Source organism: Amycolatopsis palatopharyngis (assembly GCF_003385185.1).
Classification (GTDB): Bacteria; Actinomycetota; Actinomycetes; order Mycobacteriales; family Pseudonocardiaceae; genus Amycolatopsis; species Amycolatopsis palatopharyngis.
This window is the reverse complement of record NZ_PQHZ01000017.1, coordinates 1-23178: the sequence shown is the minus strand read 5'-3', so window position 1 is coordinate 23178 and position 23178 is coordinate 1. Positions and strand designations below refer to the sequence as shown.

Genomic DNA, 23178 nt, shown 5'->3' with positions numbered 1-23178 from the left:
CCCGGGAAAGCGCGATACCCCGCGTGTGCAGCTACCGCGCTTTCCCGGGAAAGTGCGATATCTGGCCCAGGCCGACGTCGGCCAGGGTGGCCAGCAGGGCGTCGACCGCCGACGAGAACCCATGTTCGGCGGGTGCTGCGTAACCCACGATGATCCCCTGCGGGTGCGGGCCCTCGCTCATCCGGTGGCTGCCGAGCACGTGCAGGTCCAGCCGCCGCCGTGCCGCCGCGGCCAGGACTTCGTCCTCCGTGGGACCGGAGCGAGGCAGCATCAGCACGAGGTGCAGCCCAGCCGAGATGCCGAGGGGACACAGGCCGCCGGGCAGAGCGTCGAGCAGCCGATCCCTCCGGTTGCGATAGGCGAGCCTGCGGCGGCGGACATGCCGGTCGTAGTCGCCGGAGTCCAGCAGATCGGCGAAGATCAGCTGCTCCAGGCCGGGCGTGCGCCAGCCGGAGGCCAGCAAGGCCGCGCGCACCGGCTCCACCAGTGACCTCGGCAGCACCAGCCAGGACAGCCGCAGTGCGGGCGCGAGCGTCTTGCTCGCGGTGCCCGCGTAGATCACCCGCTCCGGTGCCAGCGCCTGGATCGCGCCGATCGGCTGGCGGTCGAACCGGAACTCCCCGTCATAGTCGTCCTCCACCACGAATGCGCCCGAGGTATCCGCCCACCGGGCGAGTGCGGCCCGGCGGGCTGCCGCCAGGGTGACTCCCAGCGGATACTGGTGTGCCGGGGTCACCACCGCGACAGGGCTGTCCAGTTCGGCGACCTGGACGCCTTCGTCGTCAACCGGCACGCCGACCACAGAGACTCCCGCCGACGCCGCGACATCGCGGAAATAGGGCAGTGATGGGTCCTCGAAGGCGATCTCCGAGATACCGAGTCCCCGCAGTGCCGTCGCCAGCAGGTGAACCGCGTGCGCGTGGCCACCGAAGACGACGATGCGGTCCGGATCCGCGAGCACCCCACGGCTGCGAGCGAGGTAACGGGCGAGGGCGGCGCGCAGTTCCGGAACACCAAGCTCCTGGGTGTACCCGAACGAACTGGACGAGGCCTCCCGCAGCACTCTCCTGGTGGCCGATGTCCACAATGTTCTCGGAAAGGAAGACACGTCCGGGCGTCCGGGAAGCAGGCTCCAGCGTGGCGCCGACGGGCCGGTGCCGTGCGGGGGAGGCGAGCTGGGCGGAGTGCCCACGGTGGCCACCCTGGTCGGCGCACCCTGCTGGATGTGCAGATAGCCCTCGGCCGCGAGGTCCGCGTACAGCCTGGTGATCGTGCCCCTTGCCACGCCGAGGTCGAGCGCCAGCGTCCTGGTGGACGGCAGCACTGATCCCGGTGGGAGCCGGCCCGCGCGCAGGGCCGCCCGCAGGGCCTGTGCCAGTCCTTCCCGGCCGGAGCCCGGACTCCAGTCCAGATGGAGATCGGTGGAACTGGACCACGAAACCTGCATGAAACTGGACCATACCTGTAAGCCAGTCGTCGGTACCGTGAAGTCGTGACCAAGCGAATTCAGATCACCTCCGCCCTCCCCGAGGCGTACAAGTCCGTGGCGTCCCTGCACAAACTCGTCCAGCAGGCCGCAGCCGACGCCGGTCTCGCGCCTGCACTGCTCGAGCTGATCAGGATCAGGGCATCCCAGCTGAACGGCTGTTCCTACTGCGTCGACGTGCACAGCCGGGACGCACTGAAACTGGGCGAGTCGCAGCGCAGGCTTCTCGTACTGTCCGTGTGGCGCGAGAGCGGGCTGTTCACCGAGGCCGAACGAGTCGCACTGGCGCTGACCGAGGAGGTGACCAGGCTGTCGGAGTCGAGGGATCTGCCGGACGCGCTTTACGAGGAGGCGACGCAGGTGTTCAGCGAAGAGCAGTACGTCGCGGTGATGTGGACGATCGGCATCATCAACATGCTGAACCGGTTCGGCGTGTCCAGTCACAAGCCCCTGTCCGAGCAGGTTTCGTGACCGCCGCAGAGCTGCGGGACCTACATGTTCCCGGCAAGCCGCTCGTTCTGCCGAACGCCTGGGACGCCGACAGCGCGCGCCTCCTTGTCGAGGCCGGGTTTCCCGTGGTGGCGACCAGTTCCGCGGCGGTCGCCGCCGTGCTCGGCCACGATGACGGCGAGCAGGCACCCGTTGACGAGATGTTCGCCGCGGCTGCCCGGATCGCCCGCGTTGTCGACGTTCCCGTGACCGTCGACGCCGAGGCCGGATACGGCTTGGCTCCCGCCGAACTGGTGGCACGGCTGGGAGAGGCCAGCGCTGTCGGCTGCAACCTGGAGGACAGCGATCTCCGTGCGGGCGGACTTCGCGGCGCAACGGAGCAGGCGGACTTCCTCGCGGCGGTGCGGCAAGCCGCCGGTGACGCGTTGGTGATCAACGCCAGGATCGACTGCTTCCTCGATACACGAGGCGGTGCCGAGGAGGCGGCCGTGTTGCCGGACGCGATCGAAAGGGCGCGGCGGTATCTCGACGCCGGGGTGGACTGCGTCTATCCGATCCACGTCACCTCGGAGCCGGTGCTGCGCTCGTTCACCGAGGCCATCGCTCCGGCAGCGGTCAACGCCACATACCTGCCCTCCGGGCCGGCCCTGGCTGGGCTGGCGAGCTGCGGGGTGTCCCGGATCTCGCTCGGCGCCGGACTCTGGCGCGCCGGTCGGGCGTGGCTGATCGGGACACTGCGTGAGCTGGCGGCGGGCACCGCGCCGTACTGATCGTCGCGGTACGCCAGGTCAGCACTGTTGGTTGTAGAAGTACCGCTCGTTCTCGTCCATGTTGTCCTGCGAGGAGTCGTTGTGTGTCATGGCTTCGGCCGCTTCTCCGGTGCGGGCGGGCGGCACCGGATCGCGGTCAGCCCGCCCGTCAGTTCGAGTTCACCTGCCCCGTGGGGGATGACGAGCGTGTCTCCCTTGGCGACCGCGATCTCCCCGCCGTGTTCCCAGCGCAGGAATCCTGTTCCGTCGAGCAGGACGAGCACCGCGAAGGAGGGGTGCAGCGTGACGACAGGATCGGGACACAGCCGGTCGGCCCGGAAGAAACCTGCCGATCCCGGCGCGAGCAGGTCCACAGTGGATCCCCGATCGGCACCGGTGCGGCGGACGATCGAAGCCAGTCGTTCCGTGTCCCAGCCCGTGGTGTCCAGCGCCCGCAACGCGGTGTCGAAACCGAGTCCGAGATGGCCCTTCTCCGGCGACGCGAGGAAGTCCCGCCATTCCAGGGTCAGGGAGAAATCCGTCGGCTGCTGCAGCTCCACGACGAACACTCCGGCACCGATGGCGTGTGGCAGACCGGCCGGGATGTAAACGGTGTCACCAGGTTCCACCCGCAGGGCGTTCAGTGCGTCGAGCATCGCGGGCGCGTTCTGCTCCCGCACCCATTCGCCCACCACGTTCGCGTTCGTCGTCTCCCGGAAACCGGCGTGGACGGTCGGTGATTCGCCAGAGGTGCCGACCACGATCCACGCCTCGGACTTGCCGAAGTGCGAGTCGAAGTTCCGAGCGGCGAACGAGTCCGACGGATGGAAGTGCACAGGCAACCGTTGCCCGGCGTCGAGCAGCTTCACGAGCAGTCCGGTCGAGTGAGCGAACTCGGATACGTGTGCGGCCCCGAGCCAGCCCTGAGGGTCGTCGTGGACGGCGTCACGCAGCCATCGCCCGTCCGGCAGCCTGCTGAGGCCGGTGTGTTCCTTGCCGAACATCGTTGTCGTCGACGCGACCCAGTCCTCGGGGCCGAACTCGCCGTGGCTGCCGCCCGCGCCGCGCAGGGCGGCTATCGCTTCGCCACCGCGGTAGAACTGCGGCGGCTGGTTCGCCGGAAGCCTGATCGGGTCGAGGCGCTGGTTCATTCCGGGGGCACCTCGCCGGAACCGCGGGGTACGAGTCGCACGGGAAGCACGACCTTTCTCGGCGTCGACTGGTCTCCGTGCACGCGCGCGAAGAGCAGTTCTGCCGCCGCCTCGCCGAGTGCGCTCACGTTGTGGGCGATGACGGTGACCGGTGGATCGAGAAGATCGGCCAGTTCGAAGTCGTCGAAGCCGACCACCGCGGGACGCGTGTCCGTGTGCGCCAGCGCGCGCAGCAGGTGCACGGTGACTCGGTTGTTGCCCGCGACCACCGCCGTGGCCGCACCGGGGCCTTGGAGCAGGTGACGAACGGCTGCGCCGACGTTCTCCTCACTGGGCGTCTGCATGACCACAAATCGCTCGTCATAAGGGATTCCGGCCCGAGCGCAGCCTTCACGGAAGCCCTTGAGCCGCTCGCCCGCGGTGAAGATGTCCGGGCTGTCGGCGAGGAAGGCGATTCGCCGGTGGCCGTGGTTCGCGAGGTGAGTGACCGCTTCGACGGTTCCGCCGATGTTGTCGACCAGCACCGTGTCGGCCACGATGTCGCCCGCGGGCCGGTCCAGGAACACCACCGGTGTGCCGGCGCGCATCTCGGGCACGAGGTATCCGTGCTGCATTCCGGCGGGCACGATCAGCATCCCGTCGACCCTGCGGGCGCAGAACTCCAGCGCCAGTTCGCGCTCGCGGTCCCGGTTCTCGTCCGAGGAGCCGGTCAGGACCTGCCTGCCGTAGGAGGTCGCCACCCGCTCCACAGCCCGGCTCAGTTCGGAGTAGAACGGGTTGCCGACGTCTTCGACGATCAGTCCCAGCGTTCCGGAGCTGGAGCCCCTGCGCAGGTTTCGCGCCCCGAGGTTGCGCCGGAACCCGAGTTGTTCGATGGCGGCGATCACGCGGTCCGCGGTCTCCGGATGGACGGCCGGCTCGTCGTTGACCACACGGGACACCGTCTTGATGCTCACCCCGGCCAGCCGGGCGACATCGCTCATGGTGGCTCGGCGGGATCCGCCCCGCCCAGGCGACGACAACGTTGTCATAATGGCGTAGAGTGCACACCACGATCGAGTGAAATGTCAATGGACGCCGGGCGCATTGCGGTGGAATCGAAGCCATTCCGTTACGAAGATGCCCGCACGGCGCGAGTTGCGACAAGGTTGTCAGTCGCTCATTGGCGCCTTCGTACCGCCGCGAGTAGCGCGCTTCCCGTTCCGAGCAGGATCAGCCCGGCGAACGCGGGAGCCTGCGCATCGAATCCGGTTCGCGCCAGCGTCGGTTCGCTCTCCGGAGCGAACGCCGGAACGTCGGTGACGCCGAGTTGGCTTGAGTCGGAGGTCGTGCTGGCTGGGGTTGGCGGCTCGGCCTGCGGCGGTGTCGCTGCCGGAGGGATTTGTGGCGGGGATTCCGGTCCAGGCCCGGGCGGTGTGGCCGGGGTCGTCGGCGGGGGAGTGCCGGGATCGCTCGTGCAGGAGGTGTGTGCGGGATTGCCTCTGCCGACCCCGCTGTTGGCGTCGCACTCGTAGCCGCGGTTGGTGTCGGAACCACCGGGCAACTGGCCGGGCGGGTTCTTGTTGTCGGCCTTGCCGACGCATCCGGCACACGGCTTGCCGGTGGCCTTCCCGTTCCCGTTGCCGTTGGCCGAGGCGGAACCGTCCCGGGTGGAGTCGTACGGACCGTGGTTGTTGGCGCCGTTGCCGGAGAAGTCAGCGTTGGACGGTGGCTGGGGGCTGTCGGTGGCGGAGCCGGACTGCTTCTGCTTCGCCTGTGCCGCCTTGCCGGACTGAACCTGACCGGATCGATCGGGCCCGTTGCCCTTCCCGTTTCCTCCCTGCTCGGCGACCGCCGCCCCGGCGCCGAAGGCAACCGTGAGTACCGCGGCGCCGAGAATGCCCAATACTCCACGGGTCGCTGCCTGCATCGCGATTCTCCGATCCGTTAGTCCGTTCGGACTATTCTCTTAGGCTAATCGGCCTGCTGTGATCGGCGTTACATATCCGCCCCGATGTGCTGGTGAGGGCCGTCACGCTGCACACTGGAACCGCAACGTCCGACAGTGTGGTTGACGTCGATGGCGCCCTGCTGGGGCAGTCATGGGCGGATCACGTGGTCGGGCGATTTTTGTGCGCGAGTATGAGGAGGATGTGTGTCCACCAAGGCCGCAGTTCTGTTCCGGGTCGTCGCCGTCGCCGAGGCCTTCTCCTGGGCGGGACTGCTGATCGGGATGTTCTTCAAGTACGTCCTGGAGCAGGGTGACGGCGGTGTGCCCGTGCTCGGCATGGTGCACGGCATCGTCTTCATGCTCTACGTCGTCGTGACCCTCGCCGTGTTCAAGCCGCTGGCCTGGGGGCCGAAGACGGTGGTGCTCGCACTGCTGTCGAGTGTCCCGCCGCTGTTCACCTGGGCATTCGAGAAGTGGGCGCTGCGCGCGGGCAAGCTCGACGGACCCCAGCGGAACGTGCACGGTGGCACCGGCCTCTTCGTGTCGAAGTCCGCGGAGCCGGCCGGCGCCTGAGCCCGCCACACCACCTCGCACTTTCCCGGGAAAGTGCGAGGGGTTTTATTCGCTGAAGTCGCCGGTGGCCTTGCGGATCCGGGTCAGCAGGTCGGTCAGCTGAGCTGTCTGCTTCGACGTGAGACCCCGCATGCCGAAATCGATCTCCGTCACGGCCGCCGTCGCCGCTTCCCTGCGCGTCCGGCCGTCGTCGGTGATCTCGACCAGCGTCGTGCGCCGGTCCGTCGGATGCGGAACGCGCTTGACCAGACCGTCCTTCTCCAGCCGGTCGACGATGTTGGTGACGCTCGTTGGGTGCAACTGCAGGCGTTCACCCATCACTCGCATCGGCAGGCTCGCGCTTCGGGCGAACGTGAGCAGGACCAGTGCCTCGTAGCGGGCGAACGTCAGCCCGTGGGGCTTCAGCGCGTTGTCCACTGCGGACTGGATGATCTGCTGGACGCGCATCAGCCCGGTTACCGCGGCCATGGTGTCGGAGGGGCCGATACGGTCCTCCCACAGCTGTGCCGCGCGGGCGATCGGGTCGAACGGCAGCGGACGGTTCATGGGGGTCGAAGTTACCAGCGGGTACCGCTGAGCTGGGCAAGGGCGTCGATTCTGGCGTCCCAGCGCCCCCCACAGGCCTCGCACTTTCCCGGGAAAGTGCGGTTGGGGGTAGTTGGCGACGGCGTTGATCTTGCTTGGGGGTACTTGCAGGCGCACCATCCCTGGGGCCGGGGTGCGCTCGCTGAACCGCTGCTACCGTCTCGTCCGTGGCGGCGCGTGTCCCTTCCCTGGTGCCCGGCGTCTTCGACGGCCAGGTACTGCGGGTCCTGCAGCCACGGTGGGCCAAGGCGCGGGGCTACCTGTTGCTGGCACTGGCCGGTTGCCCGTCGCTCATCGCGCTGTCGAGCGCGCTGATGGTGACGATGGCGGGTGCCCACGAGTTCGCCTGGTGGTTGGTGCTGCCCCTGCTCGGTTCGGCGCTGCCCGCTGTGGTGCTGGCCGTACGGCTGTCCGCATTGACACGCGAACCGCACCTCTGGCTCAAGGCGGCGTTTCTCACCATGGCCTGCCAGCAGCTGCTCGGTGGGATCCCGGCGGTCGGCATGGCCGTCAGCGCGGGTTCGGCAGGCGCCTCCACGGTCGCCACGGTTGCCTTCCTCGCGCAGTGGGGCCTGCTGGTTCTCGGCTGCGTGTTCGCCTACCTGGCGAGTAGAGCGCTGCTCCTGCCCGTCTGTCCCGAACTCGCCGCGACGCCGTTCACCGTGGCCTTCCGAGCCCGGCTGCCGATCACCGGCGACGGGCTGCTCTCCGGCTCCGCCCGAGTCGTCCGGGACCGGGTCGAGTGGTCCACCCGGCGGCACCGGGGTCGTGGCGGGCCGACCGCGGCGGGACAGCTCACCTTCGACCGTATCCGCGCTGTCCGGATAGCCGAACTACCGCCCGCGACACCGCGAATCCCCTGGCTGCGGCTGTCCGACGGGTCCACGATGTACACCTCACCTGGGCCGGCGGTGATCCTGGCGACCGACCTGGGGGAGTGGATGTTCCCCATCACCGACGCCGGTCTGTTCGCGGACCTGCTGAATCGGCGAATTGCGGCATGGCGAGGCGGGGTCGGTCGCTAGGGTGACCCTCAAACGCGGCGCGCACCCGGAGGGACCAGCGGTAATGGCCAGTTCGAATCCCCTTGAGGCAGGCGAGAAGCTCGAGCAGTGGGCCGAAGGCCTGCAACGGAAGGCCCAGCGCTACAACCAGCTGCACGAGCGGCTCAACTCCACCAGCGTCACGGAGACCTCCAAAGGTGGCGAGGTGACCATCACCGTCGACGCCAACGGGGTGCCTACCGCACTGAACCTCGGGGAACGGACGCGTGGCATGGACCCGCCCGCGGTGGCGGCCCAGGTACTGGCGACGATGCGGCGGGCGCAGGCAAAGCTGCGCGACCAGGTCACCGGCCTCGTACACGAGACCGTGGGTGACGACGCGCCGGGCAACAACCTCATCGGTCAGTACGCCGAACGCTTTCCGGATCAGCAGGAGGCGGGGGCCGACGAGGGGCCGACCGAGATGGCGATCGGCGAACTCGAGGATGAACAGCGCGAGCCCCGGCACCCGGAACAACAGCAGCCGGAGCAGTCGCAACAGGAACCGCAGCGCCCCGCGCAGCGTCCACGTTCTGACGATGACGACGACTGGGGCGGCCAGTCGATCCTGCGCCGAGGGGAGTTCTGACCGGTGAGCGAGGGATACGAGGTCGAACCGGAACGGGTCCGGGCACACGCGGAAACGGTTCGCGACTATCAGGACAGGGCGGCGAAGGCCGCGGCGGCGGGTAGTCACCTGAGCGGTCTGGACGACGCGTACGGCGTGCTCTGCCAGCCGTTCGGCTCGATGCTCAAGCAACCCCAGGCCCGGGGAACGGAAACGCTGACCAAGACCGCTGATGTCACCGGGAACCTCGCGGAGGGCCTCACCGCGGCCGCCGAGGCCTACGAGCAGCTCGAGGAACGGATCGCGGACCTGATGGTGCAGCTGGCGCGCTCGGTCACCGAAGCCGGCGCCGGCGTGCCGAAGGTGGACGCCTGATGACCACAGCCGGAACCGAAGAGCCGCTGGTCGATCCGAACACCGACCCCGACAACTACTACGCCGAGGACCGCCAGGACGGCGACCCGTTCGCGAACATGGGTGCGCCGGACGCTGAGTCCGGCACCGGCTTCATGACCGGGGTCACCGCCTTCGAGGCAGGCTGGGCGATCGCCGACGGTATCGACAGCGGCGACTGGAAGGTCGCGGTCAGCGGCCTCATCGCGGGCGGCCTCGACGTCGCGGGCGCGGTCACCGACCCGATCGGTTACGTCGCGGGTCAGGTGATCTCCTGGATGCTCGAGCACATCGAGCCCGCACGCGAAGCCCTCAACGAACTCGCGGGCAATCCCGACATGGTCAAGGCGTACGCCCAGTCCTGGACCAACATCGAGGAGGAGATGACCGCCGTCGGGTCGGAGCTGCGGTCCGAGGCGCCGCGCGGGACCGTCACCTGGCAGGGCGATGCGGGCGACGCGTACCGCAAGAAGGCCGAGGCGCTGTCGGGGCTCTACGGCGGCACCGCCGGTGTGGCGCATGGCATCGCCACGCTCACGATGAGCATGGCCGAGGTCGTCAACGGTGTACGGACGGCCGTGCGTGACCTGATAGCGAGCATCGCGGGTTCGTTGGTCAGCTGGACCATCGAGCTACTGGCCTCGCTCGGGACCGCGACGCCGCTGGTGGTGGCGCAGGCGACCTCCGCGATCGCGCGGGTGGTGACCAAGGTGGGCCTGCTGCTCAAGTCCCTCGGGAAGGCGCTGTTCAGCGCGCTGGATCTGCTCGTGGTGCTGCGGGACCTGCTGGACGGCTTCATCCGGGCGCTGAACGCGCTGGAAGAGGGAAAGCAGACGGCCCCCGCCGGAGCGGGTGGGGGTTCGTGGTGAAGGGCAACAGAAGCTGATCGGAGGAATCGCCCGTGATCGTCGCATTCAGCGTCAGCCCGTCCGGCGGGGAACCGGACGGCGGTGTCAGTGAGGCCGTGTCGAGGGCGGTAAGCGTGGTCCGCGAGTCCGGGCTGCCCAACTCGACCAACGCTATGTTCACCAACGTCGAGGGCTCGTGGGACGAGGTGATGGACGTCGTGAAGCGGGCGGTGGAGGCCGCAGGCGAGGGTGCGTCCAGGGTCGGGCTGGTGCTCAAGGCCGACATCCGTCCCGGCTATGACGAGGGACAACTCGAGGCCAAGGTCGAACGTGTCGAGAAACACCTCGGCTGACCGTCGGAGGATTACCCACGGGGTCGGTGAGTGAGGTCCGGGCACGGGGCACGCCGGCAGTGAACAATCCGACTCTCGAACAGCACACGGATATGTTCGACCTGCGGTGAAGCCTCGGCCGAGTCATGCCAGGATGGAGTCGTGACACACCCACGCGGATCAGCACAGTCAGCAGCCATGTCCGCCGCGCTGTCCGGCGCGGTCGATCTGTCCGGTCTCAAGGCACGCGCGGAGGCGGCCCAGCAGCAACCGGCGGGTGCGCCTGCCGGAACCGCTGCCACCCCGGCCGCCGGTGGGGCCGCGGTGATCGATGTCAGTGAGGCAACGTTCCAGGCCGAGGTCGTCGATCGGTCGATGCACACCCTCGTCGTCGTCGACCTGTGGGCGGAGTGGTGCGGGCCGTGCAAGCAACTCAGCCCGTTGCTGGAGAAGCTCGCGGCTGAGGCGAATGGTGCCTGGGTTCTCGCGAAGATCGACGTCGACGCGAACCCGCGCATCTCGCAGTTGTTCGGGGTCCAGTCGATCCCGACGGTTGTCGCGATCGCGGGTGGGCAGCCGGTGCACGCCTTCTCCGGCGCGCAGCCCGAACCGCAGATCCGGCAATGGCTCGACTCCCTGCTCGACGAACTGCGCGACAAGCTGCCCGGCATCAGTGCCGCTGAGCAGGCGGGCGCGGCTGACGTGGAGGAGGAGCAGGAGGACCCGCGGTTCACCGAGGCGGAGGACGCGCTGGAGCGCGGGGACTACGCCGCCGCCGAGGCGGCCTACGAGCGGATCCTCGACGCCGAACCGGTCAATGAGCAGGCCAAGGCAGCCCTCGTGCAGGTCAGGTTCGCGGCCCGGGCGAGCAAGGCGGACCCGTCGGCCGTTTCCCGTGCCGAGGCCGCCCCGGAGGATCTGGACGCCCAGCTCGCGGCAGCCGACGTCGAGGTCGCGCAGCAGCGGGTCGAGGACGCGTTCGCGCGCCTGGTCGCCGCGGTGCGCCGGACGTCGGGTGAGGACCGTAACCGCGTACGCGAGCACCTGGTCGGCCTCTTCGACCTGTTCGATCCGGCCGATGAACGTGTCCTGAAGGCCCGCAGGGACCTGGCCAGCGCACTGTTCTGACAGGGGTGTCAAGCAGCAGAACTGGACGGTTGCTAGGAGTCAGCGACCTCGATCGCGGCCCCGAGTTCTCCGGCCGGCTCCCGATGACACGAACTCAGCCGTAGTTCGTGCTGCAGGGAACGGATCCCTCCAGGTAGCCGGTGCGCAGGGCCGCGACCCTGGCGAACCCGCTGGCGACGGGGATGCCGTTGACATCCGCGGCGATGAGGCTCTTCGGCTGCAGCAACTCGGCGATCGCCTCGTCGAGGTCGCCGGGTGAGAGCCGGAGATTGTTGCCATCGGTGTTCGTCGCGCCGGCCCAGGCCCCGACCAGGCAGGCGGTGCGCAGGCCCGCGTTCGCGTTGTCCAGCTCCGCGCCGACACCGTGCTGGATGCCCTGTGTATAGCGGGAGGCGATCTCGGCGAAGGCGGCGAAGTCGCCGATGCCGGTCGTCTCCCTGCCGCGGAACTCCGCCTCGCGGTCCACCGGTTGTCCGAGCTCGGCCAGTGCGGCGAGGTCGATGCTCACCGTATTGGTGTCCACGCAGTACGACGCCGGTGGCGTGCTCGGCCCGTTCGGGCAGCTGCCACCGTCGTCGGCGATCCGCGGTGCCAGCACACCCGCTTCCGAGAACGCCTGATCCAGGCTCTGCTGCAGATGACCGATCGCCTTCGCGTCGATCCGGGTGTCGCCCTCGCCCTTGTCCCCGGAGTGGAACGGTTGTTCGGTGATCCGCGAGTCCACCTCAGCCTGGTCGATCTTCGCGCAGGCCGCGGGGCCGTCCTCGAAGCCGAGCTGGAAGGCGAACGTCCGGTCGAACGCGGTTCCGTGCGCGCCCGGATCCCGTGCCGACTGCCCTGCCTGGTCCCGGATGAAGAACATCGACGCGAGGACCTGGTTGAGTCCTTCGGAGGTGGACACGGTGAAGTACTGGCTACGGTCTTCGGCCATCCAGCGGAAGTAGCCGCCGGTGAAACAGTCCGCCTGTTGTTCCTTCACGATCGTGGTGGTGGACTTGTCGATTCCCGCCTTGGCCCCGAGCCGGTACTGGATGGCGTGGCCGTACTCGTGACCGAGCACCGTCACGATGGCCATCGGTCCGAAGCGTTCCCGCAGCAGTGGCAGCAACTGTCCCCTGTCCCAGGCCACCAGGTCCTCGGGCGGACAGTAGAAAGCGTTCATCATCGCGTCCCGGGTGGAGGCTCCGCATACGTCGATGGCCTTGCCACTGGGATCGTAGGACAGCAGCGACTTGACCGGCTCGAACTGCTGCCCGAAAACCGAGGGCAGGTGTTCGGACCAGTAGGCGCTGACGTCCGCGATCGCGGCGGTCGCGATCGTGTCCTCTTCGGACTCCGTCACGCCCCGCACCTCGATACCGGGATCCGGGGCGGTCGGTTTGAGGCCACTCTCGAAATGCGTGACCGGCAGCCCGGCCACATCTCCTACGGTGCGCGGCTGCCCTGCCGTCTTCTCGGTGCCACAGGCGGCCGTGCCGCCGAGCGCCGCGACGGCCAGTATCGCGACCAGGGCCGCTCGTCCGCCGTGTCGCCGTCGAAAGCCCATGCTCGCCCGTTCCCCGTCCTCTGTGCACCAACCCCGGCCGGGGGAACCTTACCCAGGGGCCGCCCGTGTCGTCCCGGGATCAGGTCAGACCGCAGTCGGCCGCTCCCGCCGTCACGCCTCCCCGAAACGCCTCGACGCGTTCGTAGCCGGAGCCGAGCGCGCCACCGGCCACGTCCCTGGCCGGGTACTCGTAGCCGAGCAGCACCTGCACGGCTTCGTCGAGGTCGCCCGGCGACACCGTGAAATCCCGCTCCGGCCGCAGCAGGGAACCGGTGTAGGCCCCGGTGAGGCACAGCACGGCACGCTGGGCCCGCGCTCCCTCGAGCGGTCGCCCTGCCGCGTGCAGTGCGGCCAACGCGTACCTGGAGGCCAGCAGAGTTCCGGTGCCGTAGTCCCCGATCGCGGTGTGCAGCTCGTTCACCCTGCCATCCGGCCATACCCGCACCGACCGCTCCCGCGGGCAGTAGGCGGCGGCGCCTTGCGCGCCACCGGAACAGGCGGGTGCGCTGTCGACGGTTTCCAGCGGGGGCGGCTTCCACTGGTGGCCCGCTTGCTCGACGACGCCGGTGAAGTATGGGCCGAGGTCCGCGGACATCGCGCGCACGAGATCCGGCAACGGCAGGTTCCCGCCCCGTTCCAGGTCGGCCGCGCTGGTGAACTCCCGCTGGGTGAATTCACGGTTTCGTGCCGTCATCGTCGAGCAGGGCCGCGCCCCTTCGGCGTAGCCGTCCTGGAACGCCGAAACGCGGTCGAAGGCGTCGCCGTGGGCGCCCTGTTCGTGGTTACTCGTCCCCACCGGATCCCGGAAGGTGATCAGCGCGCGCAGGGCCGGGTCGAGGTCGCGTGCCGTGAGCCGGAGGTGGGTGGCCTTGCCGTCGACGACCCAGCGCAGGAAGGCGCCGGCGTAGCAGTCCGCCATGGCCTCGGTGACGATCGTCGGGTACAGCCCGTCCCCTTCTGCCCTGCCACCGGTAACGCCTGCCCGCGCCTGCACGGCGTGCCCGGTCTCGTGCGCCAGCACCAGCATCACCGCGCCGGCGCCGTAGCGTTCGACCAGTACCGGTAGCAGGGCCGACCTGTCCCACACGATGACGTCCTCGCTGGAGCAGTAGTAGGCGTTGCCCGCGATATTCGCCGCGTCGCCCGTGCATGGCGGAGACGCGGCGCGGGAATCGGCGGTGTCGGACGAATGGAAGCCGCCTTCCAGTTCGCGCCACGGATCACCGAAGACCTCGGGATACCGCTGTCGCCAGAAGTCCTGCACGTCGGTGAGCACGGTCGCGGCCAGCCGGTCGATCTCGCCCCCGTCGGTGCCCTGGACGAAGCCGGGGTCCACAAGGGAGGTTGTACTCCGTTCGATCGTGTCCGCGACGATCGTCGAGCTGGGGTGCGCCGTGCCCACTGTCGTACATCCCGTGCCGAGCAGGGCAAACAGGGCGAGTATCGGTACCAGCCTGTCTGCCGCGCGGTGAGTCACGTCCCCATTCTGCGCGAGCCCCCGTCCGGCGCCACCTGGCCGGGGTGCCCGCTCGGTGCGGCACCGGCCGCGGCGGGTTGCCCGGCGGGCTAGGGTCGCGACCATGAGAGCAGTCCGCCGGTTCACCGTGCACCCCAGCCTGCCGGAGCCGTTGTCGGGACTGGGCGAATTGGCCACGAACCTTCGCTGGACGTGGCACCCGCCGACCCGGGACCTGTTCGCCTCCATCGACGACGACCTGTTCCGCAGCCTCAAGGACCCGTTGCGGATGCTGACTACCGTCGACCCGGCGCGGCTCGAGGAACTCGCGGGTGATGCGGACTTCCTGCATCGAACCAGGGCCGCGACCGAGGATCTGCAGCGCTATCTGACCGAACCACGCTGGTACCAGCGTGGTTCGGCGGATAACGGCGACGGCAGCAGATTGCCCGCGGCGATCGCCTACTTCTCGATGGAGTTCGGGGTCACCGAGGCATTGCCGAACTACTCCGGCGGCCTGGGTGTACTCGCCGCGGACCACCTGAAGGCGGCTTCGGACCTCGGTGCCCCGTTGATCGGTGTCGGCCCGCTCTACCGCGCCGGTTACTTCCGGCAGGCGCTTTCGCTGGACGGGTGGCAGGTCGAGCACTACCCGGTGATCGATCCCAGCGGGCTGCCGCTGGAACTGCTCACCGAACCAACCGGCGAGCCCGTGCTGGTGTGCGTGGAGATGCCGGGCGGTCGCGATCTGCGGGCGCAGATCTGGATGGCGAGGGTCGGCCGGATCCCACTGCTGCTACTCGACACCGACGTCGATGCCAATGACGAGGACCTGCGCCGAGTCACCGACCGGCTCTACGGCGGGGACGCCGATCACCGCATCCGGCAGGAGATCCTGGCGGGTATCGGCGGGGTCCGGGCAGTCCGGCGCTACTGCGAACTGACCGGGCACCCGCAGCCGGAGGTCTTTCACACCAACGAGGGCCACGCCGGTTTCCTCGGCCTCGAGCGGGCCCGCGAGATCCTGGGTAGCGAATCCCTCGAGTTCGAGGAGGCGTTGTCCGCGGTTCGGGCGGGCACCGTGTTCACCACGCATACGCCGGTGCCCGCCGGTATCGATCGCTTCCCGGTCGACCTCGTGCAGCACTACTTCGGGGACGGCAGGTTGCTGCCCGGGATCGAGGTCCGGCGGGTGCTCGCGCTCGGCGCCGAGGACAACCCCGGGATGTTCAACATGGCGCATATGGGGTTGCGGCTCGCGCAGCGTGCGAACGGGGTCTCGGCCTTGCACGGCCGCGTATCGCGGCGGATGTTCGCCCGGTTGTGGACGGGCTTCGACGAGGACGAGGTACCGATCTCGTCGGTCACCAACGGAGTGCACGGCCCGACCTGGGTTGCGCGGGAGATGACGGCACTACTGGGCGGGAACGACGAGGAATGGGGGCACGACGGCGATTCCGGCTCGTCGAATGCGGTTACCGACGAGCAGTTGTGGGACCTGCGCCGGGATCTGCGCGGCAAGCTGGTGGCCGAGGTGCGCAGGCGCCTGCGAGTCTCGTGGCTACAGCGGGGCGCCTCGGCCCTGGAGCTGGGCTGGACCGACTCCGTGTTCGATCCGGACGTGCTCACCGTCGGCTTCGCGCGGCGGGTGCCGACGTACAAGCGGCTCACGTTGATGCTGCGCGACCCCGACCGGCTACGCGCCCTGCTACTCGACGAGCAGCGCCCGATCCAGGTCGTCGTCGCGGGCAAGTCGCACCCCGCTGACGAGGGTGGCAAGGCGTTGATCCAGCAGATCGTCCGGTTCGTCGACGATCCCGCCGTCCGCCACCGGATCGTGTTCCTGCCCGACTACGACATGTCGATGGCGCGCTATCTCTACCGCGGCTGCGACGTCTGGCTCAACAACCCGACCCGGCCGCTGGAGGCATGCGGAACTTCGGGGATGAAGTCGGCGCTCAACGGCGGGCTGAACCTCTCCATCCGTGATGGCTGGTGGGACGAGTGCTACGACGGCAGCAACGGCTGGGCGATCCCTACGGCGGACGGAGTCACCGACCCGCTGCGGCGGGACGACCTGGAAGCGGCCGCGCTGTACGAGCTACTTGGCCAGCAGATCGCGCCGCTGTTCTACGACAGGGACGCGGGTGGGGTGCCCGGCGGCTGGTTGTCGATGGTGTGGCACACCCTGCGCACGCTGGGCCCCAGGGTGCAGGCGTCGCGGATGGTGCGGGAATACGTCGAGTCCTACTACCGCCCCGCCGCGACCATGGCGGCCGCCGCGACGGGCGGTGGCTACAACGGCGCACGCTCGCTCGCCGGCTATCGGGTGCGGCTCGGGATGTCCTGGGGACGGGTGCGGATTCTCGACACCGAACTCCAGGTGGATTCCGCGGAGAACCACCAGGACAACTCGGACCACTCGGCGCTGGTCGTCGGGAACCGGATCAGGGTGCGCGCGAGTGTCGACCTCGCCGGTCTCGATCCGTCCGACGTACACGTCCAGGCGGTCGTGGGCAAGGTCGGGGACACCGACGACCTGCTGCAACCGGTCACCGTGCCGATGGTTAACACCGGGATCGGCGAGTTCGGCACCACCCTTCGCCTGCCGCACGCCGGTGCCCTCGGCTACACCGTGCGGGTGCTGCCCCGCCACGACCTGCTGGCCAGTCCGGCCGAACTCGGCAAGGTCATCCTGCCCTGATCGACACGTCCGAAACTTAGTGCCGATGGTCACACCCATAGAAAGTAGAATCTTGTACTATCTACGCTAGTAGCGGCGCGGGCCCACGGCTCGCGGCACTACCGCCGAAGATCGGTAACCGCCTCCCCCCTCGGTTGCCGTCTTCGTGTCGATGCCGGGTAGGGCCTGACCCCCAGGGGCCCTACCCGGCGCTCGGCAACAGCGGGCAGGCGAGCACGCTCACCGCACTCAGCAGTACGAACGCGGCGATCGCCGGCAGGGCAACCGCGAGTACGGCCATGAAGCCCGCGACCACGCGACGGAGTGCGCGCGGCCCTGCGGCGGTCCGGCCGAGATTGCGCAACCGAACCGCGATGTCTCCGCTCGCCATCGCGAGCGCGCCAGGGGGACTGGGCTGTGCGGTCAGCGCGAGCAATGCGGAGCGTACGGCGTCGAGCCCGCACTCCTGTACCGCTGCACGGTCGGCGGCCAGTTCGACCTGCAGGCGGAGAACGCCGGGGGCGTGCCGCATCAGCGGTATGAACCCCAGTGCCTTCGCGATCGTGTCGGCGACCGCGACCAGTTGGTGATGGTGTCCGCGCAGATGGGCGCGTTCATGGGCGAGGACTGCCCGTAGTTGCTCGGGGGACAACCGGTCGACGAGGCTTCGGGTCGCCACGATCAGCCTGTCGCGCCCGCCGAGGCTGTAGGCCATCGGTCGCTCGTGGTCGATCCAGAGCGTCGGGATCGTGCCGTTGCTCGCCGGTCGCAGGATGCGCAGAGCCGTCAGGTGAGGACGGCGCATCGCGTCCTGGCGCCGGGCGGTCCTTGCCGCGGACGCCGCGATGCGGACCAGCACGGTCGCCGCGACGGCGAGGCTGAGCGCCGCGACCGCGGGATCGAGCTCGGGCAGGTTGGTGTGGCCCACCGTGGACACACAGTGGTGCAGCACATGGGTGATCGCGCCTGCTGGACCGTGTCCGGGCAGTACCAGCAGCAGGACACCGGCCAGCGCGCTCACCGTGATGCCTGCCATCGCGGCTGGCCAGCAGACGATGGCGGTCGTCGGGCCGAGCCCGCCGATAACACGAGGTCCCCACCAGCCCACCACGACGGCTCCGAGTAGCAGAGCGGTCGCGAGGATCATCGTGCCTCCGGTCTCCCGTGCAACGCCCTGCGCAGGACTTCCGACTCCTGCGGGGAGACGGATCTGGCGAAGTGCAGCAGGACCGACTCGGGATCGCCGGTCGAATCGAGGACCGCACGCAGGGCGAGTGCCGCGGCCTCTTCGCGGCTACTGGCGGCGCGGTAGGAGTAGGCACGCCCGTCCAGCTCGCGGACCACCAGTTCCTTGCGGTGCAGGTTGTCCAGAACGGTCAGGACGGTGGTGTAGGCGAGGGTGCGCCGCCGGTTCAGCTCGTCGAGTACCTGCCGGACCCGCAGCGGCTCGGTCGCGGCCCACAGTACGTCCATCACCGAAGCTTCCAGCTTGCCAAGTCGCACCGTGGTCACCTCCTCGCGAGGTCTCAGGTTACTGCCTCCTGTGGTCCGAGAACGCATGTCGCGGGAAAGCACTTGGCAAGTACCCCCTAGGGGTATATGGTTCTCCGCGAGGCCCCGAGGGGGCGACGGAATCGGGAGAAGGGTGCACACCGTGTCTGTGCAGCATCATCACGAGCACCACCACCACGCGGCGGCGGAGCATGCCGAGCACGGTCACGCCGAGCACGGGACGCACAGTGCCACCTGGGGCAGTGCCGCTTCCGCGACCTTGCACTGCCTCACCGGATGTGCCATCGGTGAGGTGCTCGGCATGGTCATCGGCACCTGGCTCGGGCTGCACCCGGTAGCCACCATCGCGCTGGCGGTCGGGCTCGCGTTCATCTTCGGCTACGCGCTGAGCATGCGTGGAGTGCTCCGGGCGGGTGTCGGGTTCAAGCAGGCTCTCAAGGTGGCGCTCGCCGCGGACACGATCTCCATCACCGTGATGGAGATCGTCGACAACGGCGTGATGGTGGTCGTCCCCGGCGCGATGTCCGCCGGACTGGCCAGTGTGTTGTTCTGGGCGGCGCTGGCGTTCGCGTTCCTCGTCGCGTTCATCGTGACCGTGCCGGTCAACAAGTGGCTGATCGGAAGGGGACGTGGGCACGCCATCGCCCACGCCTACCACCACTGACCGGCGGCCCAGGGCGGGCGCTCGTCTCGGAGCCTGTGGCGACCCGGGTCGCCACAGGCTCCGACGTACGGGGCCCTCTCGGCTGCTGGCGGCGGGTGGAGGTGGGTCGTCGTCAGCCCTGTCGCCCGTGTCGGTGACAATGGGGGCCGTGAGCGAGCCGACCCAGCACAGTGAACTTGCTGATCTTGACGACCTCGTGGTGCGGATGGCCGGCGTCGGCGTGCGACGCGGGGGCAACACACTGCTCGCCGACCTCGACTGGTCGGTGGAACTCGACGAACGCTGGGTGGTGCTCGGGCCCAACGGCGCGGGTAAGACCACCCTGCTCCGGCTCGCGGCCGCCGAGCTGCACCCGACCTCGGGCACGGTGCACGTTCTCGGCGAGCGGCTCGGGCGGGTGGACGTATTCGAGCTGCGACCGCGGATCGGTTTCACCTCAGCGGCGCTGGCGAACCGGGTCCCCGGTGACGAGATCGTGCGGGACGTCGTGGTGAGTGCGGGCTACGCCGTGCTCGGGCGCTGGCGCGAGGCTTACGACTCGCTCGACACCGAACGCGCGGAGGAACTGCTGACCGCGCTCGGGATCAAGCACCTGGCGACACGGTCCTTCGGCACCCTGTCCGAGGGGGAGCGCAAGCGCACGCTGATCGCCAGATCGCTGATGACCGATCCGGAGATGCTGCTGCTCGACGAGCCCGCCGCAGGACTCGACCTCGGTGGCAGGGAGGACCTCGTGTCCCGGCTGTCCACGTTCGCGATGGACCCGGACGCGCCTGCCATGGTGCTGGTGACCCACCACGTGGAGGAGATCCCGCCCGGTTTCACCCACGCATTGCTGCTCGGGGACGGTCGGACCGTGGCCTCCGGACTCATCGACGATGTGCTGACCAGCGAGAACCTCTCCACTACCTTTGGGCAGGACCTGTTGTTGCAGCGCTCGGGTGATCGCTTCTTCGCCCGGCGCCGGTAACCTGCATTTACCGACCGGTAGCCTGCACGGATACCCGAGCTGTGAGGGTTGTTCACATGCATGACTGCACGTCGGCGGCGAATGACCCGGCTTTTTGAGTAAGACATGAGGAGGATGGGCGTGGGCGAGTTCGTACGTCTCGAGGTCGAGGCCGGTGTGGGCACGATCCGGTTGGAGCGTCCGCCGGTCAACGCCCTGAACGACCAGGTACAACGGGAGCTGGCCGCGGTCGCGCGGGAGGCGACCGAGCGCGACGACGTGCGCGCGGTGATCCTGTACGGCGGCGAGAAGACCTTCGCGGGGGGCGCTGACATCAAGGAGATGGCCGCACGCTCCTACGTCGAGATGTCGTCGTTCGGCGCGGACCTCTCCAACTCCCTGACGGCACTGGCCGAGATCCCGAAGCCCACGGTCGCGGCGATCACCGGATACGCGCTCGGTGGCGGGCTCGAGCTCGCACTCACCGCCGACCGCAGGGTCGCGGGCGACAACGTCAAGGTCGGGCAGCCGGAGATCCAGCTCGGCATCATCCCCGGCGCGGGTGGCACGCAGCGGCTGGCCAGGCTGATCGGGCCGAGCAAGGCGAAGGACCTCGTCTACACCGGACGGTTCGTCAAGGCCGAGGAGGCGCTCGCCATCGGCCTGGTCGACGAGGTCGTGGCCCCGGACGACGTGTACACCGCCGCGCACAAATGGGCCGCGCAGTTCGCGAAGGGCCCCGCCGTGGCGCTCAAGGCGGCGAAGGCCGCGATCGACGGTGGGCTCGACATGGACCTGCGAAACGGCCTCAAGCTCGAGACGAACCTGTTCGTCGCGCTGTGGGCCACAGAGGACCAGGGGGTCGGCATGCAGTCGTTCATCGAGAACGGGCCCGGCAAGGCCACCTTCGAGGGCAGGTGAGCCGGGCATGACTGATGTGACGGACCCGGCTCCCAACCCACACGCGACGGCGGAGCAGGTGCAGGCGGCCTACGCCGATCCCAAGCTGGCCAACGTGCTCTATCACGACTGGGAGGCGGGCACGTACGACGAGAAGTGGTCGATCTCCTACGACGAACGCTGCATCACGTACGCGACGGATGTCTTCACCGCGGTCGCGGGAGAGCAGGACCAGCCCTATCCCACCGCGATGGAACTCGGCAGCGGAACCGGCTTCTTTCTGCTCAACCTGATGCAGGGTGGGTTGATCAAGCGTGGGTCCGTCACCGACCTCTCGCCCGGAATGGTCCAGGTGGCCCTGCGCAACGCGGAGAAGCTCGGCCTCGACGTGGACGGCAGGGTCGCCGACGCCGAGCGCATCCCGTACCCGGACGACAGTTTCGACCTGGTCATCGGGCACGCTGTGTTGCACCACATCCCGGATGTGCAGGCCGCGGTGCGGGAGGTCCTGCGGGTACTCAAGCCGGGCGGGCGCTTCGTGTTCTGCGGTGAGCCGACCAAGATCGGTGACACCTACGCCCGCAAGCTCGGCCAGCTCACCTGGTGGCTCACCACGAAGGTGACGAAGTTGCCCGCGTTGAGCGCATGGCGCAGGCCGCAGGAAGAGCTGGACGAGTCTTCCAGGGCCGCGGCCCTGGAAGCCGTGGTCGACCTGCACACCTTCGACCCGGCCGAACTGGAACGCACCGCGCTCGGCGCGGGAGCGATCGATGTCCGTGCGGTCACCGAGGAGTTCGCGGCGGCCCTTGTCGGCTGGCCGATCCGCACGTTCGAGGCCGCGGTGCCGCAGGAGAAGCTCACCTTGCGGTGGCGGCTCTTCGCGTACATGGTGTGGCTACGGCTGTCCGCTGTGGACAAGAAGCTGCTGGCGAAGGTGTTGCCGAAGAAGTTGTTCTACAACGTCATGATCACCGGTGTGAAGCCGCCAGCGGCGACGGAACTGTAACCATTGGCCTACGCCTTCTCCCCGGAGGACATCGTCTTCCTGAGATCGCGCACCGGCGAGGCCGCACTGGCCGCGTGCGCGGGCCTGCCGCTGACCGCTGACACTCGGATCGCCGATGTCGCGGCCGCGCGCGAGATCTGCGGGGCGGACCGTGCGGCCGCCGTGCTGGAAACGGTGATGCTGCGCCGGAAGGCGGAGGCCAAACTGTCCGGCGCGGGCGAATGGCTGTTCACCGGTGACGCTTTGCAACAGGCGAGCGCTTCCGCGGTCGCGGCGCATCGCGCTCGCCGGCTCGCCGGCCGGGACGTGCACGACGTCACCTGCTCGATCGGTGCCGACCTCGTGGAGTTGGCGGGCGTCGCGAACCGCTGTATCGGGTCCGATTTGGACCCGATACGACTGTCGATGGCCCGGCACAACTGTGCGGAGGCCGGGGTGGCACCGTCGCTGGCGCGGGCGAACGCTCTGCACCCGACGTCGCGGGACACGGTGATCGTCGCGGATCCAGCCCGCCGCGACTCCGCGGGCAGGCGTACCTGGCGGCCCGGTGATTTCACTCCACCGCTGGACGAACTAGCCGACGCCTACCCTGGCCGGGACCTGGTGGTGAAATGCGCGCCGGGCATCGACCCGGCGGTCGCGCCATGGGCCGGAGAGGTGGAGTTGGTGTCGCTCGACGGCCAGGTGCGCGAAGCCTGTCTGTACGGGGGCGGCCTGGCCACCGTGGCCAGGAGGGCGAGCGTCCTGCGATCGGACGGAACACAGTGGACGGTGACCGACCGGGAGCCGGATTCGATCGGCGTCGGCGAGCCGGGTGAGTGGATCGTCGACCCCGACGGAGCTGTGGTGCGGGCAGGACTGGTTCGGCATTACGGGGCGCGGTACGGTCTGTGGCAGCTCGACGAGCGGATCGCCTATCTCACCGGTGACGCGCCGCCGCCCGGGGTTCGCGCCTTCCGGGTGCTCGATGACGGTCCGTACAACGAGAAGAGTCTTCGGGCCACCCTGCGGCGGTTCGACGTCGGCAGGCTGGAGATTCTCGTCCGCGGACTCGACATCGACCCGAACGCGTTGCGCAGGCGCCTGAAGCCGAGCGGCCGCTCGGAGGCGAGCGTCGTGCTCACCCGCATAGGCCGCTCCCCCCGCGCCTTCCTCTGCCAAGCCGATCGCATCCCAATCTAAGACCCTCCCCACCCCCCCCCTCCCCACCCCCACCCCCACCCCCC

24 protein-coding genes are annotated in these 23178 nt (G+C 68.9%); 15 read left to right on the top strand and 9 right to left on the bottom strand.

Translation table 11 applies throughout. The features are described 5' to 3' along the window. Positions 1-31 precede the first annotated feature (31 nt). Positions 32-1447: a MocR-like pyridoxine biosynthesis transcription factor PdxR gene (gene pdxR / locus D0C15_RS15195; RefSeq protein WP_116045656.1), complete on the bottom strand. Its 1416-nt coding sequence runs from the start codon at positions 1445-1447 to the stop codon at positions 32-34. A gap of 45 nt (positions 1448-1492) precedes the next feature. Between pdxR and D0C15_RS15190 the strand changes: the two genes are divergently transcribed. Both D0C15_RS15190 and D0C15_RS15185 read left to right on the top strand, forming a co-directional pair. After that, complete coding sequence (locus tag D0C15_RS15190; protein WP_116045654.1) at positions 1493-1957, top strand: carboxymuconolactone decarboxylase family protein; 465 nt, start codon at positions 1493-1495, stop codon at positions 1955-1957. Next, a complete protein-coding gene (locus D0C15_RS15185) occupies positions 1954-2706 on the top strand; it encodes an isocitrate lyase/PEP mutase family protein (protein ID WP_116045652.1) in 753 nt (250 codons plus the stop codon). Before D0C15_RS15190 ends, D0C15_RS15185 begins: the two co-directional genes overlap by 4 nt. A gap of 86 nt (positions 2707-2792) precedes the next feature. Here the strand turns inward: D0C15_RS15185 and D0C15_RS15180 are convergent, their stop codons facing one another. The 3 genes from D0C15_RS15180 to D0C15_RS15170 form a co-directional block, all read right to left on the bottom strand. After that, positions 2793-3836, bottom strand: coding sequence for a class I mannose-6-phosphate isomerase (locus D0C15_RS15180; RefSeq protein ID WP_116045650.1), 1044 nt, complete (start codon positions 3834-3836; stop codon positions 2793-2795). Next, positions 3833-4819, bottom strand: coding sequence for a LacI family DNA-binding transcriptional regulator (locus D0C15_RS15175; protein ID WP_116045648.1), 987 nt, complete (start codon positions 4817-4819; stop codon positions 3833-3835). The genes D0C15_RS15180 and D0C15_RS15175 overlap by 4 nt, the downstream gene beginning before the upstream one ends. A gap of 176 nt (positions 4820-4995) precedes the next feature. After that, entirely contained in the window at positions 4996-5745 is a 750-nt protein-coding gene (locus tag D0C15_RS15170; protein ID WP_116045646.1) for a hypothetical protein, read from the bottom strand. 225 nt (positions 5746-5970) lie between these two features. Here D0C15_RS15170 and D0C15_RS15165 point away from each other — a divergent pair, with 225 nt between their 5' ends. Beyond that, positions 5971-6339, top strand: coding sequence for a DUF3817 domain-containing protein (locus D0C15_RS15165; protein WP_116045644.1), 369 nt, complete (start codon positions 5971-5973; stop codon positions 6337-6339). A gap of 45 nt (positions 6340-6384) precedes the next feature. Here the strand turns inward: D0C15_RS15165 and D0C15_RS15160 are convergent, their stop codons facing one another. Then, positions 6385-6885 (bottom strand): MarR family winged helix-turn-helix transcriptional regulator, encoded by a 501-nt coding sequence (locus D0C15_RS15160; protein WP_116045641.1) that lies wholly within the window; start codon positions 6883-6885, stop codon positions 6385-6387. Between the two features lie 206 nt (positions 6886-7091). Between D0C15_RS15160 and D0C15_RS15155 the strand changes: the two genes are divergently transcribed. From D0C15_RS15155 to D0C15_RS15130, 6 genes are all read left to right on the top strand, one after another. Then, entirely contained in the window at positions 7092-7949 is an 858-nt protein-coding gene (locus D0C15_RS15155; RefSeq protein ID WP_116045639.1) for a hypothetical protein, read from the top strand. A gap of 43 nt (positions 7950-7992) precedes the next feature. Next, positions 7993-8556, top strand: coding sequence for a YbaB/EbfC family nucleoid-associated protein (locus D0C15_RS15150; RefSeq protein ID WP_116045636.1), 564 nt, complete (start codon positions 7993-7995; stop codon positions 8554-8556). Between the two features lie 3 nt (positions 8557-8559). Then, positions 8560-8910 (top strand): type VII secretion target, encoded by a 351-nt coding sequence (locus tag D0C15_RS15145; protein ID WP_116045634.1) that lies wholly within the window; start codon positions 8560-8562, stop codon positions 8908-8910. Then, positions 8910-9797 carry a WXG100 family type VII secretion target gene (locus D0C15_RS15140; RefSeq protein ID WP_116045632.1) on the top strand — a complete coding sequence of 296 codons (888 nt, stop codon included), beginning with the start codon at positions 8910-8912 and terminating at the stop codon, positions 9795-9797. The genes D0C15_RS15145 and D0C15_RS15140 overlap by 1 nt, the downstream gene beginning before the upstream one ends. Positions 9798-9829: 32 nt before the next feature. Continuing rightward, the gene (locus D0C15_RS15135) at positions 9830-10129 is read left to right on the top strand and encodes a thiamine-binding protein (protein WP_116045630.1); all 300 of its coding nucleotides are present in this window, start codon (positions 9830-9832) and stop codon (positions 10127-10129) included. A 177-nt stretch (positions 10130-10306) separates the two neighbouring features. Then, a complete protein-coding gene (locus tag D0C15_RS15130) occupies positions 10307-11236 on the top strand; it encodes a tetratricopeptide repeat protein (RefSeq protein ID WP_211323203.1) in 930 nt (309 codons plus the stop codon). Positions 11237-11330: 94 nt separating this feature from the next. On the opposite strand, the gene D0C15_RS15125 is transcribed toward D0C15_RS15130, so the two are convergent. Beyond that, the gene (locus tag D0C15_RS15125; RefSeq protein WP_116045626.1) at positions 11331-12782 is read right to left on the bottom strand and encodes a neutral zinc metallopeptidase; all 1452 of its coding nucleotides are present in this window, start codon (positions 12780-12782) and stop codon (positions 11331-11333) included. A 79-nt stretch (positions 12783-12861) separates the two neighbouring features. Continuing rightward, the gene (locus D0C15_RS15120) at positions 12862-14259 is read right to left on the bottom strand and encodes a neutral zinc metallopeptidase (RefSeq protein WP_245975817.1); all 1398 of its coding nucleotides are present in this window, start codon (positions 14257-14259) and stop codon (positions 12862-12864) included. A gap of 103 nt (positions 14260-14362) precedes the next feature. Between D0C15_RS15120 and glgP the strand changes: the two genes are divergently transcribed. Continuing rightward, positions 14363-16942, top strand: coding sequence for an alpha-glucan family phosphorylase (gene glgP / locus D0C15_RS15115; RefSeq protein WP_116045818.1), 2580 nt, complete (start codon positions 14363-14365; stop codon positions 16940-16942). A 181-nt stretch (positions 16943-17123) separates the two neighbouring features. Here the strand turns inward: glgP and D0C15_RS15110 are convergent, their stop codons facing one another. Next, on the bottom strand, positions 17124-18068 hold the full coding sequence (locus D0C15_RS15110; RefSeq protein ID WP_116045621.1) for a M56 family metallopeptidase: 945 nt from the start codon (positions 18066-18068) through the stop codon (positions 17124-17126). After that, positions 18065-18424, bottom strand: coding sequence for a BlaI/MecI/CopY family transcriptional regulator (locus tag D0C15_RS15105; protein ID WP_281270706.1), 360 nt, complete (start codon positions 18422-18424; stop codon positions 18065-18067). The genes D0C15_RS15110 and D0C15_RS15105 overlap by 4 nt, the downstream gene beginning before the upstream one ends. Before the next feature lie 157 nt (positions 18425-18581). On the opposite strand from D0C15_RS15105, the gene D0C15_RS15100 reads away from it, so the two are divergent. The 5 genes from D0C15_RS15100 (at position 18582) to D0C15_RS15080 (ending at position 23134) form a co-directional block, all read left to right on the top strand. Further along, the gene (locus D0C15_RS15100) at positions 18582-19097 is read left to right on the top strand and encodes a DUF4396 domain-containing protein (protein ID WP_245975832.1); all 516 of its coding nucleotides are present in this window, start codon (positions 18582-18584) and stop codon (positions 19095-19097) included. Between the two features lie 139 nt (positions 19098-19236). After that, entirely contained in the window at positions 19237-20067 is an 831-nt protein-coding gene (locus tag D0C15_RS15095) for an ABC transporter ATP-binding protein (protein WP_162830093.1), read from the top strand. 120 nt (positions 20068-20187) lie between these two features. After that, positions 20188-20967 (top strand): enoyl-CoA hydratase/isomerase family protein, encoded by a 780-nt coding sequence (locus D0C15_RS15090; RefSeq protein WP_116045813.1) that lies wholly within the window; start codon positions 20188-20190, stop codon positions 20965-20967. A 7-nt stretch (positions 20968-20974) separates the two neighbouring features. Next, entirely contained in the window at positions 20975-21952 is a 978-nt protein-coding gene (locus tag D0C15_RS15085) for a class I SAM-dependent methyltransferase (RefSeq protein WP_116045614.1), read from the top strand. Between the two features lie 3 nt (positions 21953-21955). Then, complete coding sequence (locus tag D0C15_RS15080) at positions 21956-23134, top strand: class I SAM-dependent methyltransferase (protein ID WP_116045612.1); 1179 nt, start codon at positions 21956-21958, stop codon at positions 23132-23134. Positions 23135-23178: the final 44 nt, after the last annotated feature.

Coding starts and splice junctions, on each gene's coding strand:
- D0C15_RS15170 (WP_116045646.1), bottom strand. CDS start 5,745: ATGCAGGCAGCGACCCGTGGAGTATTGGGCATTCTCGGCGCCGCGGTA.
- D0C15_RS15125 (WP_116045626.1), bottom strand. CDS start 12,782: ATGGGCTTTCGACGGCGACACGGCGGACGAGCGGCCCTGGTCGCGATA.
- D0C15_RS15175 (WP_116045648.1), bottom strand. CDS start 4,819: ATGAGCGATGTCGCCCGGCTGGCCGGGGTGAGCATCAAGACGGTGTCC.
- D0C15_RS15130 (WP_211323203.1), top strand. CDS start 10,307: ATGTCCGCCGCGCTGTCCGGCGCGGTCGATCTGTCCGGTCTCAAGGCA.
- D0C15_RS15140 (WP_116045632.1), top strand. CDS start 8,910: ATGACCACAGCCGGAACCGAAGAGCCGCTGGTCGATCCGAACACCGAC.
- D0C15_RS15180 (WP_116045650.1), bottom strand. CDS start 3,836: ATGAACCAGCGCCTCGACCCGATCAGGCTTCCGGCGAACCAGCCGCCG.
- D0C15_RS15110 (WP_116045621.1), bottom strand. CDS start 18,068: ATGATCCTCGCGACCGCTCTGCTACTCGGAGCCGTCGTGGTGGGCTGG.
- D0C15_RS15160 (WP_116045641.1), bottom strand. CDS start 6,885: ATGAACCGTCCGCTGCCGTTCGACCCGATCGCCCGCGCGGCACAGCTG.
- D0C15_RS15095 (WP_162830093.1), top strand. CDS start 19,237: ATGGGGGCCGTGAGCGAGCCGACCCAGCACAGTGAACTTGCTGATCTT.
- pdxR (WP_116045656.1), bottom strand. CDS start 1,447: ATGCAGGTTTCGTGGTCCAGTTCCACCGATCTCCATCTGGACTGGAGT.
- D0C15_RS15150 (WP_116045636.1), top strand. CDS start 7,993: ATGGCCAGTTCGAATCCCCTTGAGGCAGGCGAGAAGCTCGAGCAGTGG.
- glgP (WP_116045818.1), top strand. CDS start 14,363: ATGAGAGCAGTCCGCCGGTTCACCGTGCACCCCAGCCTGCCGGAGCCG.
- D0C15_RS15085 (WP_116045614.1), top strand. CDS start 20,975: ATGACTGATGTGACGGACCCGGCTCCCAACCCACACGCGACGGCGGAG.